Annotated in this window: 15 protein-coding genes; 6 read left to right on the plus strand and 9 right to left on the minus strand. The window is 39.8% G+C overall.

From position 1 onward, the window contains the following. The first annotated feature begins 8 nt into the window (after positions 1-8). Positions 9-1,223 (plus strand): IS256 family transposase, encoded by a 1,215-nt coding sequence (locus NQ546_RS15125; protein ID WP_004292403.1) that lies wholly within the window; start codon positions 9-11, stop codon positions 1,221-1,223. 90 nt (positions 1,224-1,313) lie between these two features. Here NQ546_RS15125 and NQ546_RS15130 read toward each other — a convergent pair whose 3' ends face one another. The 7 genes from NQ546_RS15130 to NQ546_RS15160 form a co-directional block, all read right to left on the minus strand. Further along, complete coding sequence (locus tag NQ546_RS15130) at positions 1,314-2,078, minus strand: ADP-ribosylglycohydrolase family protein (RefSeq protein WP_115615935.1); 765 nt, start codon at positions 2,076-2,078, stop codon at positions 1,314-1,316. Between the two features lie 28 nt (positions 2,079-2,106). Beyond that, positions 2,107-4,530, minus strand: coding sequence for an SEL1-like repeat protein (locus NQ546_RS15135; protein ID WP_004290192.1), 2,424 nt, complete (start codon positions 4,528-4,530; stop codon positions 2,107-2,109). A 165-nt stretch (positions 4,531-4,695) separates the two neighbouring features. Beyond that, on the minus strand, positions 4,696-5,094 hold the full coding sequence (locus tag NQ546_RS15140; RefSeq protein WP_004290189.1) for a hypothetical protein: 399 nt from the start codon (positions 5,092-5,094) through the stop codon (positions 4,696-4,698). A 28-nt stretch (positions 5,095-5,122) separates the two neighbouring features. Continuing rightward, the gene (locus NQ546_RS15145) at positions 5,123-6,103 is read right to left on the minus strand and encodes a hypothetical protein (protein WP_148333821.1); all 981 of its coding nucleotides are present in this window, start codon (positions 6,101-6,103) and stop codon (positions 5,123-5,125) included. Between the two features lie 62 nt (positions 6,104-6,165). Further along, complete coding sequence (locus NQ546_RS15150) at positions 6,166-7,335, minus strand: UvrD-helicase domain-containing protein (RefSeq protein ID WP_004290187.1); 1,170 nt, start codon at positions 7,333-7,335, stop codon at positions 6,166-6,168. Next, positions 7,332-9,713 carry an Hsp70 family protein gene (locus NQ546_RS15155; protein ID WP_039953308.1) on the minus strand — a complete coding sequence of 794 codons (2,382 nt, stop codon included), beginning with the start codon at positions 9,711-9,713 and terminating at the stop codon, positions 7,332-7,334. The genes NQ546_RS15150 and NQ546_RS15155 overlap by 4 nt, the downstream gene beginning before the upstream one ends. 381 nt (positions 9,714-10,094) lie before the next feature. After that, positions 10,095-10,610, minus strand: a complete 516-nt coding sequence (locus NQ546_RS15160) for a hypothetical protein (RefSeq protein ID WP_004290181.1) — start codon at positions 10,608-10,610, stop codon at positions 10,095-10,097. A 284-nt stretch (positions 10,611-10,894) separates the two neighbouring features. On the opposite strand from NQ546_RS15160, the gene NQ546_RS15165 reads away from it, so the two are divergent. The 5 genes from NQ546_RS15165 to NQ546_RS17435 all read left to right on the plus strand — a co-directional run bounded on the left by NQ546_RS15165 (position 10,895) and on the right by NQ546_RS17435 (position 16,215). After that, complete coding sequence (locus tag NQ546_RS15165) at positions 10,895-11,761, plus strand: caspase family protein (RefSeq protein ID WP_004290179.1); 867 nt, start codon at positions 10,895-10,897, stop codon at positions 11,759-11,761. 3 nt (positions 11,762-11,764) lie between these two features. Further along, positions 11,765-12,337 carry a sigma-70 RNA polymerase sigma factor region 4 domain-containing protein gene (locus NQ546_RS15170; protein WP_004290177.1) on the plus strand — a complete coding sequence of 191 codons (573 nt, stop codon included), beginning with the start codon at positions 11,765-11,767 and terminating at the stop codon, positions 12,335-12,337. A gap of 1 nt (position 12,338) precedes the next feature. Further along, positions 12,339-12,974 (plus strand): tetratricopeptide repeat protein, encoded by a 636-nt coding sequence (locus NQ546_RS15175; RefSeq protein ID WP_004290175.1) that lies wholly within the window; start codon positions 12,339-12,341, stop codon positions 12,972-12,974. Between the two features lie 37 nt (positions 12,975-13,011). Next, positions 13,012-15,333, plus strand: coding sequence for a CHAT domain-containing protein (locus tag NQ546_RS15180; RefSeq protein WP_004290174.1), 2,322 nt, complete (start codon positions 13,012-13,014; stop codon positions 15,331-15,333). Between the two features lie 765 nt (positions 15,334-16,098). Next, positions 16,099-16,215 carry a helix-turn-helix domain-containing protein gene (locus tag NQ546_RS17435; protein WP_115615950.1) on the plus strand — a complete coding sequence of 39 codons (117 nt, stop codon included), beginning with the start codon at positions 16,099-16,101 and terminating at the stop codon, positions 16,213-16,215. A 256-nt stretch (positions 16,216-16,471) separates the two neighbouring features. Here the strand turns inward: NQ546_RS17435 and NQ546_RS15185 are convergent, their stop codons facing one another. After that, a complete protein-coding gene (locus tag NQ546_RS15185; protein ID WP_004290171.1) occupies positions 16,472-17,473 on the minus strand; it encodes a hypothetical protein in 1,002 nt (333 codons plus the stop codon). A gap of 97 nt (positions 17,474-17,570) precedes the next feature. Beyond that, entirely contained in the window at positions 17,571-19,145 is a 1,575-nt protein-coding gene (locus NQ546_RS15190; protein ID WP_004290170.1) for a peptide chain release factor 3, read from the minus strand. Positions 19,146-19,155 lie beyond the last annotated feature (10 nt).

The raw sequence follows: 19,155 nt of genomic DNA on the forward strand, positions 1-19,155 counted from the left end.
TTTATTTTATGAGTGAAGAATTTGATTTTGAAAGTATCAAGAACAAGGCTCTTGAACAGTTGAAGTCTGGTAAACCCTTGTTAGGTAAGGACGGTGCTTTTGCTCCGTTGTTGGAGAGTATATTAAATGCTGCCCTTGAAGGTGAGATGGACGCTCATCTTTCTGAGGATGAACGCATGAGTGGCAACCGTCGTAATGGCAAGATGCAAAAACAAGTACAGACTTCGATGGGAGAAGTCACCGTATCTACCCCTCGTGACCGTAACTCCACCTTTGAACCCCAGTTCATAAAAAAGCGTGAAACCATTCTTGCAGAAGGTGTTGCAGACCGTATCATCGGACTTTATGCTTTGGGAAACAGCACACGTGAGATAAGTGACTGGATGGAGGAGAACTTGGGTAATCGTGTGTCTGCTGAGACAATTAGCGCCATCACCGATCGTGTACTTCCGGAAATAAAGGCATGGCGTTCCCGTAGCCTGGACAGCGTTTATCCGATAGTCTGGATGGATGCCATCCATTATAAGGTAATGGACGAGAGAGGCTGTGCCGTAACCCGTGCGATTTACAATGTACTGGCTCTGGACAGCGAGGGACATAAGGATCTGTTAGGGATGTATATCTCTAAGAATGAGGGCGCGAACTTCTGGCTGAATGTATTGACAGACTTGCAGACCCGTGGTGTCTGTGACATACTCATAGCTTGTGTTGACGGATTGAAAGGCTTCCCAGACGCTATCCAAAGTGTGTTTCCTGATACTATTGTCCAGCTCTGTATTGTCCATCAGATACGTAACTCCATCAAGTATGTCGGCAGCAAGCACCAAAAAGAGTTCATGAGGGATCTGAAACATGTCTATGGTGCGGTAAATAAGGAATCCGCTGAGACAGGACTTTTTAATCTGGAAGAAAAATGGGGTGAGAAATACCCTATCGTTATCAAGTCTTGGCAGGATAACTGGGAAAGGCTTACTGAATACTTCCAGTTTACGTCGGATATACGACGTATGATTTATACCACGAATACAGTCGAGGGCTATCACCGCCAAGTGCGGAAAGTGACAAAAAACAAGGGCGTGTTCCCTAACGACACCGCCCTTGAAAAGTTGGTTTATCTCGCTTACCGCAACATACGCAAGAAATGGACCATGCCCATAGCCAACTGGGCGGCCATCGCACAACAATTAGCGATAAAGTTTGGAGACAGATTTAAATTGTTGTAACTTTACGCTCGTCGGGAGTGCTGGTGCACCCCCTTGGCGCTGGCCGATCCCCGACCGATGAGCTTGGAAGAAAACGCCGCATGACACAGTTTATTTTACGTCTCCCACAAACTCGTCAGGCAATCTTTTGAGAACTTCCTCCTTTATAAAGGCAGGTACACCACCATAATAAGCTTCCGCAATGCCACCCGTAATAGCCCCCATCGTATCTGCATCTCCTCTTAAAGAAATGGTCAGCCGGATGGCACTTTCATAGTCCGTACTTTCCAAAAAAGCAATGATAGCTTCCGGCACCGTATCTTGACAAGAAATGTCATAACTATAAGTAGGCCTTATCTCATTGCAGGTACGGCTAAGATTATAACCGAACATCTCCTCTACATATTTTTTTATCTCCTGCTTGGATTTGCCCGTACGTGCCAAAAAGACACAAGCCGCCGTAGCCTGCGCCCCTTTTATCCCTTCAGGGTGATTGTGCGTTACTTCCGCGCTCCGCCTTGCCGCAACCAACGTTTCCTCCAATGTATCAAATGCCCACCCCACAGGGCTGACACGCATGGCCGAACCGTTTCCCCAACTATTATAAGGCTGCGGATCATCAGCCCATAGCCAACGGATAAAACTGCTACCATACCCGGCTAATGGATAACGATTCCCATAATCCTGCATGATACCTAAAAGACTATCACCCGTCAATAACCAATCTGCATTGGCAACTGTCATAACGGTATCATCGGTAAACTTCGATGCCTCGGTAAACAACGGAAAATCCCAATCCTTTACAGGCGAAAACTCATAAACAGAACCGATTATGTCTCCGGCAATAGCTCCTAATAAAATATCTTCTGTATTCATCGCTTCTAAATTTTTACGCCACTAATAATCAATATTTTATACCACAATTATATTCGTACAAGACTTCTGATTCAATTTCTTCATTAATACGAATATTTTTCCTGTCATTGAAGTTTATGCTCACAGTTTCTCGAACTAATCCTTCCCAATCATTCCAATAACAGCACCTGACTTTAGCCATGTTTCCTATTAGTTCAACCCTTGGCAGAATATCATCGGCTATATTCGAAACATCGACCTTTGAAAATATATTTTCCCGATAATAACCTAAAAGGTTAGAGATGTCTGATTTTGAAAAGACATATTGCCTGTTCCTATAATTACCATGCCAAAAAGCCGGCAAAACCGTTGATGCTGTTGTCAACAAATATATTTGCCATGCACTCATTTTTGAACACGTAGCACCCACTTTCTCAATTAAAAGTCTCTTTTTTAATGTTCTTTTTGAATGACCGGTATCAATATAAAACCAAGAATTATCTCCTATACTGACATGCTGTGCAAAATATATTTTCAGTATTCCATTAAAAGTCAATTCGTCCAAAATAGATAAAACGTCATGGTTATATCCATCAGGTGGCATTGTTTCCTCATGCAGTGATTTCAAATACCTATGAAATGCGCAACCTATCCAACCATACTCATTACTATCTTTGATTAGGCCGACAAGGCTTTTCGCCTTCATCCGCACCTCCTCGATTTCTTCCTCGTCACTCTCCAACACATTATAATCTATAATCTGATTCAAGAGAGAGACTCCTTTGCACACATCTTTTTTAATGAGCGTGTTTCCTTTTTGTAGTTTACCAAGTATATATAAAACTGCCAAATTCCATAAGCAGCGAATAGATGAACAAGGTTCTCCACAAACTTTCAATAGATATTCAATAGCATGTTCAAAATCACCAATACCCCATAATACACTAAAGGTATTTTGCATAGCATTCTTAGAACCATTTGATGCCGCAAGACGTAACCATCTCATCCCTTCATCTATATTATTTTCGCAATTCAGTAAAAGAATGCCTATATTGTTTGCTACTTCACAGATTCCATCCTTGTATGCTTGCACATAACAAGCCTTTATGTCATTATAAAATTGAATATTCTTTTTGAAGAGATGAGAAAGTATGAATTCATTAAATTCTCTTGCACATTCGGCAAGGCTGCATGGTTTACACGCTGGAAAATCTGTAAAAGACAGAGTTCTGTTCCCTGAATCCACTACATAGTTTTTATCAAGATTATCAAAATACTTAGTATCTTTTAACGGATTATCAAAATACAAGTTTCCCGTTATGAGCTGAGACAGAATAAACACATCATCTTGTCTAACCTTATTTTCTACTTTATCAATCTTTTGTCCATGAGCTTCTCCGTTGTCAATCAACACATCGGGGTAGAATTCAACCATCTTCCGACAGTTCTCGCATACAGACACAACACCGGCATAAGATAATGAGCCAAGGTTTATATTTACATTATACCATACAAGCTCCTCTGATAAAATGCCACACTTCAGACAAGGAAGTCTTTTGGGTTCACCCGGTATTTGTTCCTGCACATTATCCATAATATAGTCATACGCAAACGGTAACCGCTTAAAACTCCAATACCTAACCGTTGGATCTTGCAATGGATTAGGTGCACACACCACATGGGTTACAAGATCATCCTTAACTCTAAAAAGAACATACATCGATTTATAACCTTCTATTTGGTCGTACACTGCTACATGACTATAATAATTGCAAAATTTGATGCTTGTGCGTACATTGATACAATTATGCTTTAGTCGGTTCTCTTTATCTATCCAATATGATTCAAAATCAGCAATACCACTTAGTTCTTTGTGCTTATAAATAACAAGTTTTACGTTCTCTAGCAAAAAAGGTCTTAGTGTAGAAAAATCCTGATTATATCTGCAGAGCGCAAATCTCTTTGCAACCTCAGTATATATATCATTAGGCAAGGAATCTTCAATCAGCAATCCTTGCCTATCTATCTCCATCGCATCCTTATCCTTTTGAGAAAGTTTCTCCTCAAAACCTTTTCCATATACATCATCCAAAGTAAAAGCTGTTTTATGAGTTTTATTATATTGAGACAAAGTCACAACCCAATCCGAAGTAACATCTCGCACTTTATAAACCGGATACAATCTTCTGTCCCTTGAAGATAAGGGCTTTGGCCGATTTCTATAATACCTTTTTTTTAATGCTTTTATTGCAATAAAAGGCAATGCCATTGCAAAGAGAGGCAATACTAATACTAATAAAGGCAATAGAGGTGAGATTAAGATTCTTACCCACAAAGCTGGAGTTTTAATGTACAAATCATCGTCATCGATATGTTTAGCATTCTTATGCTTGACGTGTATTACAATAATCCATACTATTGTTGATAGCGTAAGAATAGCATACACGATGCCTATAGTCAACCAAATATTCATAATACATTTATATAAATTTGTAATTGTTGCAAATTCCTATCAGCCCTAATGGATTCCAATCCAATTCAAGATCTTGTAACAAAAGTAATGATTCCAAAGGATTTGCTCTACCTTGAGTTCACGTTAAACTATAACATCACCAGTATCCATATTTAATACAGACATTCAAAGATTATCCCAAAACTCTAGAGATTGTTGATCCATATCCAAATTATCATTATAATAAGGATTATCATCAATACTCCCCCAACCATCAAAATCTTCCTCCTCAATATAATTCTCCTCTATTACATTATCTTCAAATTCTTCTACAAATTCAGGAGCATCTCCTATCATATCTTCTACCCCATCTAATTGATCAGTAAGCATATCTTGCTCTTCAAAATCCTCATACACCCTATCATTTTGCACTCTTTGCAAGTCCTGTTCAACTGTTTCTTCTACATTATTATACTTTGCTTCAAGTGCTGCGTATGCATCTTCTTGTTCACTAATAGAAACTTGATTAGCAATAATTTCATGCATTATCATTTCATCATTCATAGTTAACTTCTTTTTTTCCATTTTTATATCTCCTATTTTATTGATACTGTTAAATCTCCGAAATCAGATTTTCATTTGATTTATACTCACTGTTTTTCTTCACATAGTCATAGTACAGTTCATGAATCGAATCAAAACCCAACCGCAAACCAACCAAACATGCAGCTATTTTATATTCATTTTTGTATTTCTTTTCTAAAAACAATAATTCATTAGGAATACCTTTCCATTCTTTTTTCCTTGAAAAATAGTCCAATAAGCAAAAATAAATCGGCATCACGATGTATTGTCGCAATTTAGATTTCTGATGTATACATTCTTGCACATATTTTTGTGCATTATTGTCTTTTTCTAGCTCGGATATGACACCTTTCCATTCATCAGCTCCAAACAGTTCCAATCTATTAAGTACCCTTAACACTCCAGAGTCAGGCATAGTTAAACACACTTTTTTATAGTGCCAGTTAGCAAATACATGAACAGAATCAAAAAAATAGCCTAAACAAGTGTCCGGATAAGGTTCATGCCGTTCATACATCAACAAGTATTGCCAAATTGTACTATTTCCATCATCTAATTTTTCTTTCCGATACTGAAAGTTTACAAACCGAACAATTAAGTTTTCATCATTAGTCCATTTCTCTAAAAAAACATCTATCAAGATTCTTTTATTCAACTTATTCAACATTTGGAGAGAACAAATAGCTCCTCTTCTCATATTCTCCATAAAAAGCTCCTGAGAAAAGTCCTCTACTTCAGAAGCCCACCTCGGTTCCACGAGCCTTATATTATGATTAAAGCTAGTTTTTAGTTCTTCCATTGCCACTTTGTCAAGAGGTATTACAGCCCGTACATCAACATAATCTACACTTTCCACTCCCTTTTTTGCACGAATAGGCTTTAGAGACTCAAATACAATAAATAAATACTCACTTGTATATTGGAAAGGAGATACTAACTTCAATAATTCACAGATTTGATTACCTTCAACTCCATCAACTCTAACTATTCGTTCCAAATTGATTTTCATGTATCCTTTTACATACATTATATTCAAATCATTCCTATATATAAGACCCAAATACTCCATATTCAAAATTCTATTTCTACATTACTTTTCCTACATTCTAATTTCAAATCCATACTTGCACAAATTGATTCATCAGAGCTAAACATCGGAATATACTTCAATGGGGTTCCTGCATAAGTAATAAACAAATTAAGTTTGCTTCGTGTCATCGCTACCATAAACAAATTTGAAGCTACTAAATTATCGAAAGAAGAATTGGCAAAAGGAATGAATACATTATCAAAATCCAATCCTTTGGAACCATGATATGTCATTAACACAATACGTTGTCCTTTTTCGGCAGAGTTCAAAGAGCCATATTCTCCTACAATACATTCTATTGGAATCTGACATTCAGCCAAATATCTATTCAACTTATAAAACCAAGGTTTATAATATAAATCATTAATTCTCTCCCAAGCTGTTTTCCTTTTCAACTCCAATATTTTGTTACAAAACGACACTATAGCTTCCTGCGTAGGAAACAATATCGAGCAACTTCCTGTTTTTAAACGTCTACGGGCATCTTGATAAACCCATTCCACTTCTCGTTCTTCAGACACAGCTCTGCATACACGTATCTGAACATCTTTTTTTGTTAAATCTCTTCTCGCCTCAAAAATTCTCATCTGAGGCATCATATATTGTACAGCTCTAATAATCGAAGGTGACAACCTATGAATATATAGTAATGAAAAGTCTTCTCCCCGTACAATCTGAGACGTTTCTTCCGGAGTAAGAACCGCTTCACCAAATTGAGGATCCCTATCATAAATAGATTGATTTGTGTCTCCCGCCACAATCAGCATTGATTTTGCTCTTTGTTTCATTGCCTGAAGAATGCGCGGCGTTAAGTCCTGAACCTCATCACATAATATATAATCCCATTTTTTAGTCGACTTATAAAACTGATACATTGTAAGAACCTCTATTCCATCTAATTGCAATTCTGCAAGCTCCAATTTACAAAGTTCTACCAAAGAATGGGTAAATACCACAACTACAATCTTTGCACCTTTTTTTGCCTTTTCAGCTAACAACCGTTTAACAGCATAAACCAGCAATACAGATTTTCCACTTCCAGGAAACCCCTTTATCCAAGAATTGAAACCCACATAGTTCTTCTCCTTCAATTTTTTCAGAAATTCTTTTTGTTGAGGATCCAGCATCTCCTCCGTCGGCATTCGATTCATAAGTCACTTTCCTTTATAACGGTTGTATTTTCAGAATTATAGAAACTGCCATTTAACATTTTATCACTTTTTTCCCTAACTTCCTCTGCAAATGCTAAATATCCCAATTCCGTAGCAGCACTTGGTAACCAAGTATAATCAACTTTGCTTAAAGTCCCTGCATCATACTGGCTTTTCCATATATTATATGCCTTGCGAATCTTAGCTTCTCCTGCCGCTTCTTTTCCATGAGCCTTTTCATATCTCCCCAACTCAAATAAAGCATGCGGCTTATCCGGAGACAAATCCAACGCTTCATTTATATATTTCAAATACTTAAATGTATCAACATTTTTATACCTATAACCCAAATTAAAAGCTGAAGTACTATTTCTATTTTCCTCATAATCCATTTCCCCATAATACAATGCTTTCCTCCAATTTTGAGCATTAGAATAGCAGATACCTATCCTATTAGAACTTACAGATTTTGGATAAAGTTCATTACATTCTTCATAAGCTTCTGCTGCGTTGATATTCATTTTAGCTTCCTCATAAGCTTTTGCCAATTCCATCAAACTCTTTTTAGGTAATCTCCCATGGTTTTCCGCAGCCTTACGATAAGCGTCCTTTTCAGCTTTTAACGCAATTCGTTCCTGTGTAGTCAATTCCTTATTCGCAAACGGATTTATAGCATTTACCCAACAAATCTGCTTTTCGACCTCAGCTCTCACTGTCAACAATTTATCTGCCGTAAGTTCCAGAATCAACTTAACCGGACTATCCATACTAAAACCGTCTGGATTCTCTGAGGTAATAACCAAGTTTGTCAATAACTTATTCTCATTACTTATACAAATAGGGATTTCAATAATCTGCTGTCCATTTCTTGCTACAGCCAGATTATCAATCTCTATTATATCAGTCGGCATTGTCATTCCAGCCGGAACCAACGTCAACAATTCATTATTTTGAGTCACCACACAAATTGGTTCGCTTGTTATAGGCTGAACGATATTTAAACCTAAAGCATTATAAATAAGTGAATGAATAGATGCACCTTTTGAAACATGCTCTTGAGTGTCACAAGGCAATAACAATTTTGAATTTGGTAACCACTTCTTTAACGAAGCTTGTACATAAGGATTCATGCTACTTCCGCCTATGAATAAAACATAGTCAATATCAGAAGTGGACAACCCGGATTTTTTTATGGAAGATTTAATAGATTGATAAATACTATTGTACTCCTGACCATCCTTTATAACACCTCCGGTTTTCCTTGTAAAAACTTTCATTACTTCCGCAAATTGGATAGATGTCATTTGCATTTCACTGGATGATAGTACCCCCTTAGAAGATTCTATATGAATATCTTTAACTACAATTGTGTATTCCTGAGCAATAGTGGAAAGATCATATTTTTCCCATATCAGATTAATGGCCTTACACATGCCTATTTTCAGTTTTTCTGCAAATACTAACAGATTATTAACTATCTTTCTTTTTTCAGACATTATAAAATCGTCTGAATCTAATCCATTCTGAACCAACAATTCCGGATAAAGGATATTATAAGCAATATATCTATCAATATCATCTCCTCCCAATTTTTCAAATTTAGATATTGACAGATTTTTCGAATAAACTCCTTTACGATTTACACCGATTTCCAATATTGAAATATCACAAGTACCTGCCCCAAAATCAAACACCAACATTTTAGGATTAATTCCATTAGGAATTGTAATAGCCTCACCAAACGTGTCGGAATCAAGTATGTAACTTAAAAAAGCAGCATTTGGTTCATCTATAAGAGCTTGTTTACTTACATCAATTTGATTGATCGACAAGGCTTCAATCAAGTCTCGTCTTTGATTAGCTTCAAATGATGCTGGAATACTGACTGCATATTTGATATTATCATTCAGCCCTTTAGTATGAACAAAATTCTCTATTTCTTTTTTTAAGAATCTAAAAAATACAGAAGTAGCATCTTTGGCATTTTGAATCTGGATAGACTTTTCCCGATTCAATGTACTATTATAATATTTAGGACCTAAATCTTCTCCTAATTCCATTTTAAAAGAATACCAAATATCTTTGTTCTTTTCTAATTCATATTTTAAACTGGATGCACCAGTTCCTACAAGAATCTGATTATCATAAAGAGCTATGACGGTAGGCAGCTTTTCGCTTTTAGACATAGCCCCATCATACTCTTTTTGTCTTATAGGAATCACATCACATTTTATAGAATCCAACAGTTCGTCATAATACGAATAAGAAACGACTGTGGTAGATGTACCAAAATCAATACCTACATAAGTAGCTTCCGCGCCTTTTAATTGTTTCCAATCGGCAGTAGCCAAACTTTTTATTGACAATAATATAGCCATACCTTCATCATATCTTCCCAGCTCCAAAGAAGACATTTATACAAACAGAAACGTGGAACTACGTGCCCACTATCTGTAACTGAAGGTCCTAGGAAAACCCAAACACACGGATAGATGGACAGCAGCCCCACGCTGAAATCAGCGTAGGAAACAACTATGCCATTCTGTGTGTTTTTGAAAATTTCCTAGGTTTTCAGTCACAAGAACAAGCACAACGCTTCTTACAATTTTATCTCTAAAAAAACATTGAAGGACATCACCATGCACTTCATCCGCAAACTTAAACATTTTCCTTCACAAAAAAGCAAAATGAATAAAGTTTTTACTGATACTCTTTTGAGACAATAATCATAACTGCTGTCCTATCTATTTGCAAGAAGACTATTTGTATGCCACCCCTACTACTTGCACACCGCCACCCAATGCAGCAGCCGTTTCATTGGTTCTATCTGCTACCAATATTACACTGGCTCCAAGTTTAGCAGCTTTCTTCTTCAACTTCTTGATAGCATCTTTGTAGCCCATACTTGAACCTAATGTTCCACCCCAACCGGAAGTTGCAGCAACTTCGCCTACACGGGTCAGCCCTTCTACATCAGAAGCAAGATGGGTAACAACAACCTTATCCCAATCGTCCTTACCATTTATAACCGGTACTTGAAACGTCTGATTGCACTCTTCTTTTCTACCGCTGGCATACACGATGTACGAGACTTCCTTCTTACTCTTCTCGTTAACAAGTTCCTCGCCAGGATAAGTAAACTCAATAGAAGCATTGGTACTCTTCACTATTTTTACATCCAAAGACGACCCATTTCTTAGCACAACTTTATCTTGTGCATAAGACAGACTACCACAAGCGCATAACGCTGCTAAAATAACAATTTGCTTTTTCATACCATCTAAATTTATATTAATACTCAAATACGTTTTCCTTTATAAATAGTTTAGTTCTTCTCACATCACAGTTAACCCAATGCACACATTCTCAAGATAACAACTACTATTCATGACTTTCAATTTAATTAGTTCTTTCACTTGTTTATCGTATAGAAACAAGATAGGTAAACACATAAAACAGAAAAAATGAAGTCATAAAAAGTCTTTTTACAGAAGTTAATCATTACTTTTGCCGTGACTATACATTAATAGTGGAATATTCATTTCGATAATTGGCTACTATGAGATTCTTTCTTGCGATATCGCTATTGTGTTGCTACTTCTGTTGTCAGGCGCAACAGAAATATGCACTCATTGTTGCTATTGCCGATTATCCCAAAGAATCCGGTTGGAATAGCATACATAGCGACAATGACTTACAACTGTTAGTTCCGCAGTTCAAAAGGTTGGGATTCCAGATTAACACACTGATAGACAAGCAAGCGACCAAGAAGAATATTACGCAAGATTTACAGGATCTGATCCGGCAGCTCAATCCTGGAGACGATGTCTGCCTGCATTTCTCCTGCCACGGGCAACAAATGGAAGATGACAACGGTGATGAAGCAGACGGACTGGACGAGGCACTGATTCCCTATGATGCCCGAAAAACTTTTCAGAAAGGCATTTATGAAGGAGAAAAACATCTGCGCGATGACGAACTTGAAAAGTATCTGACCTGCATCCGGCAGAAAACAGGGGCTAACGGTTCTGTATTAGTAACTTTTGACGCTTGTCACAGTGGCACAGCCAACCGCATTGAAGAATACGTTGAAGATGAGGATGCACCCATCCGTGGTACCAACGTTATTTTCACCTCCAATCCTTTCTATATAGCACCCGATGCCAAGCATATACAAAGGAAGAACAGACTTATGCAACAAAGTGGTTTGTCCCCCATTTGCATCATCAGTGCCTGCCAACCCTTTCAGCGTAACTTTGAAATAAAAGTAGGAAGTAGCTATTATGGCACCCTGTCCTACTCTTTCTATACTATATTAAAAAAGACCAAGCAATGGGACAAAGCCTGTTTCCCCCGGATATGGAAACAATCCAAAAGCCTCTCATCCAAGCAAATTCCTATGATCGAATCTTCCTATCCCCTTTGAGCCATGAAAGAAGACATCCTATCGCACATACAAAACAATCGTGAGGTCAGCCGCATCTATTCGGAACTGAAAGCAGGCTTCCTTGCATACAATCGCGTCACCCTCCCCAAAATACGGGAAGAAGACAGAGAGGAAATCTATAACGATTCTTTCATCGACTTAATCGACAATATTTCATCCGGAAAACTCCAACAATTAACTTGCAGCTTGCAGACCTATATCAATACAATAGGCTACAACAAATCCATAGACCTACTACGCAAGAAAAACTCGACACAGTCATTGCCGGATTATGAGAGAATAGAATCTGACAACGATTTCGATATTGCCGATGATGCCAATGATGCCATAGCGATAGAGCGTCAAGAGGAGATATACAAGCTGGTAAAGGACATAGAAAACGATACTTGCCGCATAATACTTTTCGGCTTCTATTGGCAACACTATTCCATGGAAATACTGGCAGAACTAACCGGACTAAGTAATGCCGACGTTGCCAAAAGTACTAAAGTCAGATGTTTCACCAAACTACGGAATGCCGTTTTAGCTGCATTCCGAAAGAAAGGATTGATATAATATGGATACACAGAATGATAACATAGAAGACTTGATTGCCAAGACAATCAGGAAAGCAGGGTACGAAAAAGACATGCGAGACCTTGAAACACTGAAAGCATTTACGGCCAATATAAAAAGGAGGAACAGGATTAGAAGACTACTGATTTCAGTCACGTCCGTTGCTGCACTTTTAGCACTTCTCTTTTCACTGAACATATACCATGACAATCGCATCATGGACAATGCGTTCATCACCTATTATGCACCATTGGAATACGACCAAGAGTTGGTTTCACGAGGCAGTGATTCTGTTTCTTCCGAACTAATGTCTGCCATGAATGCTTATCTAAAGAAAGATTACAAGATTGCTTTACAGGAATTTAACTCTATCCAAAGTATTGACAATAATTTTCTGATATATAAAGCTATTTGTCTCATAGAAACCAAGCAACTGCCCGAAGCAATAAATCTGCTTGAACAATTAGTAAGTGACGGAGAAGGAACAGAATATTACCAACAAGCCTATTGGTACTTGGCGATAAGCCTTTTAAGAAATCACGAAAAAGAAGAGGCTATGCAGGTTCTCGAAAAGATAGTAAACACAGCAGGAATATACGGTAATGAGGCAAGCACACTGATAAAGTGCTTAAAATAATTATTTTATAATTCATTACGCCCATAAAAGAAGAAGAATGAAATCAATTGCCATACTACTACTTCTGATATTATTTTCTGTCCATGTTGCGGGACAAGATACTACCAATATCAATAAAGTTCAGCAAACAGATATAGCTGATTCTTTAGAAATACTGAATAAAATGGCACTCCAATGCAATTTCACAGAGGACTACGCCAACGCTCTCAAAATAGGCAAAAGACTTGAAAAGTTAACTCTTGCCGAGTACGGCAAGTATAGTCAACAATACGTTATCGTTTTAGGCAACTTGGCCTATTATCATGGATGGCTGGGACACGTTGACACTGCAATAGAATACTTCAAGATTTGTGCTGACATAAAACGAAAGCTATACGGAGAAGCACACATAGAGTACGCCTCTACAATAGGATGCCTGTCCTTTTACCTCACAGAGGCTGAAAGATATACAGAAGCCATACCCCTCATTCATAGAGCACTCGAAATCTTTCAAGACAACCATATACAAAAGGGGAATGACTATTTTCAAACGATGCTTGCAGCCATTCACATAGCAACAGAGACAGAAGAATATCAGAAAGGAATAGCCATCGGCAATAGTCTGTTAAAAGCCCTAAATGCCGACACTATTCAGAATACAAATCGAATCAGCAATACCCTATTTGAGTTATCCAAATGCTTTTCCGGTTTAGACGATTATCCTACTGCTATAAAATACAATAAAGAATCTCTATCTATCATGCGGACACACTCTCACCGATTGATAGAAGAGTTGGAACAAATGGAAGCATTAGCAGAAGCATACTATCTCAACGAAGAAGACACAGCTTTTATTCAAACAAAGAAAGAAGAGCATAGACTATTAAAAGATATTCTAATTAACCAATTATCCTCCTTAAACAATAGCGACAGAATTGAATACTCAAATGCTGCCTATAACTTTTACCAAGACCTAATTAATGTCGTGTGGCTGATTAAAGAAGCGCAACGCAAAACTGATGTCCGAAACTTGAAACAAATCATTTATGAAGGCTGCCTTCTTCTCAAAAACCTGATTTTAAACACAGAGCAATCTAAACTTGCACGCAGGGATATAGCAGACATCACAAATTATCAAATCTCATTACAAGAAATAAAGAATCATTTATCAACCAATGACGTAGCGATTGAATTTATCGATTATCCAGATTGGAGTTACGAAGATGAAGCTATAAACTATGCTGCCGTTATCCTCAAAAAGGATTGGGAAGCTCCTGTATTAATTCGTTTTTCATCCGAAATGTTACTTAAGCGCGATATGCAGAAAATGCAGGAAGGAGACTCTTTGTCAGTAAACATGCAACACGCCTACAATCATATATGGAAAGCTATCGTCCAAAATATTCTTTCAATCGGCAATCATGTTTATTTCTCCGCAAACGGTATACTTCACCAAATTCCCATTGAGTCCCTCCCCGTTGGAAACGGAAAAATCATGAGCGACCTCTACCACATGCACCGCCTATCCTCCACTCGTGAACTGGCTCTGAAAAAAGAGCCCATAAGATATAAAAAAGCAGTATTGTATGGCGGACTCAATTATGATATGACCGATAATGATATGAAGGCCGAAAGTTCTAAATATCAGAAAAGAGATAGCACAAACATCTATTTTACATCCAGAGGATTGTTGGAGGATTCTATCAGAGGACATAAATGGATTCAACTTGGAAACACACTGCAAGAAGTAGAATACATAAAGGACTTATTAGAAAAGAATTATATTACCACTAACATTTATAAAGGCAATAGTGGAAACGAAGAAGCTTTCAAAGCCTTGTCCGGACAAGAATATAACATTATTCATCTTGCCACACATGGATTTTTCTATCCGGATGAAGCTGCCAAGAAGAAAGACTATTTCAAGCCTGTTCTGATGCAAGATGGACAAAGTATAAGCCCAATCGACATGTCTTTAGAACGTTCCGGTTTAGTGTTGTCCGGTGGTAACCGTGCATGGAAAGGAGACTCTATCCCTGAAGAAATAGAAGATGGCATTCTAAAATCCCAAGAGATTAAAGACTTGGATTTGCGAGGTGCAGACTTGGTTGTTCTTTCCGCCTGCCATACAGGACAAGGAGAAGTAACCAATGAGGGAGTGTTTGGGCTACAGCGAGCATTCAAAATGGCAGGTGTACAGACTATCGTTATGAGCCTAACAGAAGTGGATGATCAAACCACAATGGCTATGATGAACAAATTCTACGCCAACCTCCTTTCAGGACAGTCCAAACATGATGCTTTCTATAATACACAGCGATACATACGTTCTATAAAACCAAACCCTATATATTGGGCTGGATGGATTATGTTAGACTAAAGTAAATAGGCACAACCTTTTTCCGATAAACCATAATCCCCCGATGTTTTGCATAGTTCAAAACATCATGCCCTATTCAATAGTTGATTACAATCCAATTACAGCAATTCGAATATCTTTAATGAATTTAACAGCTTGTTTTTTCTCCAATTTCAGTGCAACAATATCAATTTCGCTCTAATTGCTCTTTGACTTCCACCACGAACCTATGACGCGGAAGAATAGTTACTGTCGAAGATAAAGATTACATTTCACTCACTGACATGGCAAATGCCAAACTGAAAAAAGGAATATTTACAGCCGTCAAAGAAGTAACAGATTAGAGACATAACGATGTACTTTCTTTGCTAGTCATCACATATCTCCCAACGACAAACACACCATTTCAATCTGATACTTCAGTAATCATTTTTTCTTTTGTCTATATCTATACCATCACAGTGAACTTAACCAGACGGCCGTCACTTCCTCCATTTCATCTTGGGGGGGGGGAGGAAAGCTAATAAGAAAGAGGGTAGTACAAACGAAAAGCATTGAGAACGAGAACATTCTTTAAAAGATTGCATTGGATTACAGACATAGCCCGTCAGCCCCCATAGAGCCGAAAGATGTCGTTAAGAATTGGATGCGGTTAAAAAACACATTGGAATATCTCAGTTTGTGGGAAAATTGAATAATCCGAATTTAAAAGGGGGGCGAATTCGCCCCCCTTTTAACGGAAGCAGGCAGCAATGCTTTCACAATGAGTCCCACACGTTGGGTTGAATAGCCTACCTCACCGGCTATCCTAACGCCAAATATTTCAGCACAGCTTTTAAAAAATACTACGGAACTACCCCAAGTACATTCATTGCCAGAGACCAGCCTGCAGCCCCCTTATAAAAACTGCAACAACCCGGACAACAACTTTTCTATAAGAAAAAAGTGCAAAGTCAGGCATGGGTTATTCCACATTTTTTACCACGCCTGATTTTCTTGTTCTCCACTTTCCCCACCCTCTTCAGAGCACCTTCTGAAAGGGGGTACAATGAGTCAGTGACTGAAAGGCATTGACTTCCTGACTGAATGCCTTTCAGTCACTGACTCATTCCCGTTCGTTCGGTGAGTGAAATAAAAACGGTTCAAGAAACCGATGGCATTACCTGCTTTTTGTTGGAATATTTCCAACAATCATCTCCAACGTCTCCCCTTCGGCAAACAGTCCTTCCTCCGCCTGTATCATCCGCTTCTTCAGACGGAACTTCTGCTGGGATACGGAAGAGGAAGATACGGCAGTGAAGGCGGCTATCTGTGCATTGCTGAATCCCAGCCGGATGAGGAGACAGAGCTGGTTGTCGGCAGGCGTAAGCTGGGGAAACCGCAAGGCCAAGCGGCGCGAAGCATCCTTGTACACTCTATCCGTAAGCTGCTGCAAGTACTCCCATTGGGCGTTCGTGAGAAACTTGGGATGGCTGCGCAGCTGCTCCACCACTTCATCGCCATCTATCAAGGCGGCGGTGAGCGCCTGTACCTGACCGTCCAACTGCCGGGCACGCTCACTCCCCTTCATCATCAATTCCAACTCACGAGGCACAGAACGGTCTTCATACTCTTTGAGACGGGTACGGAGCTGTTCATTTTCTTCACACAGACGGCTGCCATGATCCATCAGATTTGTCAGCGAACACTGCACTTCTTCACGCTCTTCGTCAGTGAGCGACATTTCACCCAGACACTCCTCCAGTTCGGCACGCTCACGCTCGTTATTGTGCAGCCGCTGTTCGTTCTCGCTCAAATCTATGAGGTAACGGCGATGCTTACGCTCATCCGAGAACCGGATGTCACGTATGGAGAACCACACGTTCAGCCCAAGCATGAAACAACCGAATGTTCCCCAGAAAAGGCGTTTCCATCCTGTTGCAGGCATCAGGCGGATGCGCTTCCCTTCGGAAAGCTCTTTCACCCGGGTGTATTTGTGATGCAGGTCGGACAGCAGACGAACGGCACAAGCACTGTCGGCACTGCCGGATTGCACCAAAGAATCGGCATGAATGAGAGATTGTTCGTAGTCGAGGATATTCCTATCGGCCGGAGCTGAACAAGATACGGTTACCAGCCCCCAAAGAGAAGTCAGTAAGAGAAAGATATATACGTGTTTCATCCCTACAAAGGTAGTACTTTCTCCCTACAAAAGACACAGAGGCGCAAAGTTTTTTTTACACTTTGCGCCTCTGCAATAACATTAGGTATCTATTTCTTTAGAATTCGCTCGTAAAGTGGAACTTAATATTCTTGAAGTCCATTTGCGCCATCTGCAACACGTAGCCGCTATCTGCCAAGAACACGTCCCTGCCCTCACGGTCCTTCGCCATATACTGGTATTTGCGCTTCTTGAAAGCCTCCAGTTCCGCAGGGTCGTCACTCTCAATCCAGCAGGCCTTGTACAGGCTCAGCGGTTCCCAACGGCATTTGGCACTGTATTCATTCTCCAAACGGTACTGGATAACCTCAAACTGCAACTGACCTACCGTACCGATGATCTTGCGCCCGTTGAACTGGTTGACGAACAACTGCGCCACACCTTCATCCATAAGCTGGTCGATGCCTTTGGCAAGCTGCTTCTGCTTCATCGGATCGGCGTTTTCGATGTACTTGAACATCTCCGGCGAGAAGCTCGGGAGCCCCTTGAAGTGGAGCATCTCACCCTCTGTCAGCGTATCGCCAATCTTAAACGTACCGTTATCCGGCAGACCGATGATGTCTCCCGCCCATGCCTCGTCAATGGTCGTTTTGCGCTGCGCCATGAACTGCGTGGGCGACGAGAAACGCATTGTCTTGCCATGACGTACATGCAGATAAGGCGTATTGCGGGTAAACTTGCCGGAACATATCTTGCAGAATGCGATGCACGAACGGTGGTTCGGGTCGATATTGGCGGTAATCTTGAAGATAAAACCTGTGAACTTCGGTTCGCCCGGCTCCACCTCACGTTCTTCCGCCTTTACCGGACGGGGGCTGGGGGCTATTTCCACAAAACAGTCCAGCAACTCCTGCACACCGAAATTATTCAAGGCAGAACCGAAGAATACGGGAGCCAATTCACCTTTCAGATATTCCTCCACCTGAAAATCGGGATATACACCGTCTATCAGTTCCAGTTCGCCGCGCAGCTTGTCCGCCAACTGGGTCCCGATCTGATTGTCCAGCTCTTCCGTATTGATATCCACTTCGACCTTCTCCGTCACCACCTGCTTGGAAGGCTGGTAGAGATTCAGGTTGTGCTCGTAGATATTGTAGACACCTTTGAAGCGCGCGCCACTCTCGATGGGCCATGTCAAAGGACGCACATGGATGGAAAGTTCCTCTTCCAGCTCATCCAGCAGGTCGAAAGGGTCCTTCGCTTCGCGGTCCATTTTATTGATAAAGATAATCACCGGAGTATTGCGCATGCGGCAGACTTCCATCAGCTTGCGTGTCTGGGTTTCCACACCTTTCGCACCGTCCACCACAATGATAACGCTGTCCACCGCAGTCAACGTACGATACGTATCTTCGGCAAAATCCTGGTGGCCCGGAGTATCGAGGATGTTGATTTTATAATCATGATAGTCAAATTCCATAACAGAAGTGGTTACGGATATACCACGCTGCTTTTCAATGTCCATCCAGTCGGACGTTGCCGTTTTCTTTATCTTGTTACTCTTTACTGCACCGGCCACCTGAATCTGACCGCCAAAAAGCAGCAGCTTTTCAGTCAGTGATGTCTTACCGGCATCCGGATGCGCGATAATCGCGAAAGTTCGTCTACGTTCTATCTCGTTGTTACTTGCCATATATATAAAT

Source organism: Bacteroides eggerthii, from assembly GCF_025146565.1.
Taxonomy (GTDB): Bacteria; Bacteroidota; Bacteroidia; order Bacteroidales; family Bacteroidaceae; genus Bacteroides; species Bacteroides eggerthii.

What these genes read in the sequence shown, in the direction of transcription:
- NQ546_RS15125 (WP_004292403.1), top strand. Translation starts at nt 9, where the DNA reads ATGAGTGAAGAATTTGATTTTGAAAGTATCAAGAACAAGGCTCTTGAA.
- NQ546_RS15130 (WP_115615935.1), bottom strand. Translation starts at nt 2,078, where the DNA reads ATGAATACAGAAGATATTTTATTAGGAGCTATTGCCGGAGACATAATC.
- NQ546_RS15135 (WP_004290192.1), bottom strand. Translation starts at nt 4,530, where the DNA reads ATGAATATTTGGTTGACTATAGGCATCGTGTATGCTATTCTTACGCTA.
- NQ546_RS15140 (WP_004290189.1), bottom strand. Translation starts at nt 5,094, where the DNA reads ATGGAAAAAAAGAAGTTAACTATGAATGATGAAATGATAATGCATGAA.
- NQ546_RS15145 (WP_148333821.1), bottom strand. Translation starts at nt 6,103, where the DNA reads ATGAAAATCAATTTGGAACGAATAGTTAGAGTTGATGGAGTTGAAGGT.
- NQ546_RS15150 (WP_004290187.1), bottom strand. Translation starts at nt 7,335, where the DNA reads ATGAATCGAATGCCGACGGAGGAGATGCTGGATCCTCAACAAAAAGAA.
- NQ546_RS15155 (WP_039953308.1), bottom strand. Translation starts at nt 9,713, where the DNA reads ATGGCTATATTATTGTCAATAAAAAGTTTGGCTACTGCCGATTGGAAA.
- NQ546_RS15160 (WP_004290181.1), bottom strand. Translation starts at nt 10,610, where the DNA reads ATGAAAAAGCAAATTGTTATTTTAGCAGCGTTATGCGCTTGTGGTAGT.
- NQ546_RS15165 (WP_004290179.1), top strand. Translation starts at nt 10,895, where the DNA reads ATGAGATTCTTTCTTGCGATATCGCTATTGTGTTGCTACTTCTGTTGT.
- NQ546_RS15170 (WP_004290177.1), top strand. Translation starts at nt 11,765, where the DNA reads ATGAAAGAAGACATCCTATCGCACATACAAAACAATCGTGAGGTCAGC.
- NQ546_RS15175 (WP_004290175.1), top strand. Translation starts at nt 12,339, where the DNA reads ATGGATACACAGAATGATAACATAGAAGACTTGATTGCCAAGACAATC.
- NQ546_RS15180 (WP_004290174.1), top strand. Translation starts at nt 13,012, where the DNA reads ATGAAATCAATTGCCATACTACTACTTCTGATATTATTTTCTGTCCAT.
- NQ546_RS15185 (WP_004290171.1), bottom strand. Translation starts at nt 17,473, where the DNA reads ATGAAACACGTATATATCTTTCTCTTACTGACTTCTCTTTGGGGGCTG.
- NQ546_RS15190 (WP_004290170.1), bottom strand. Translation starts at nt 19,145, where the DNA reads ATGGCAAGTAACAACGAGATAGAACGTAGACGAACTTTCGCGATTATC.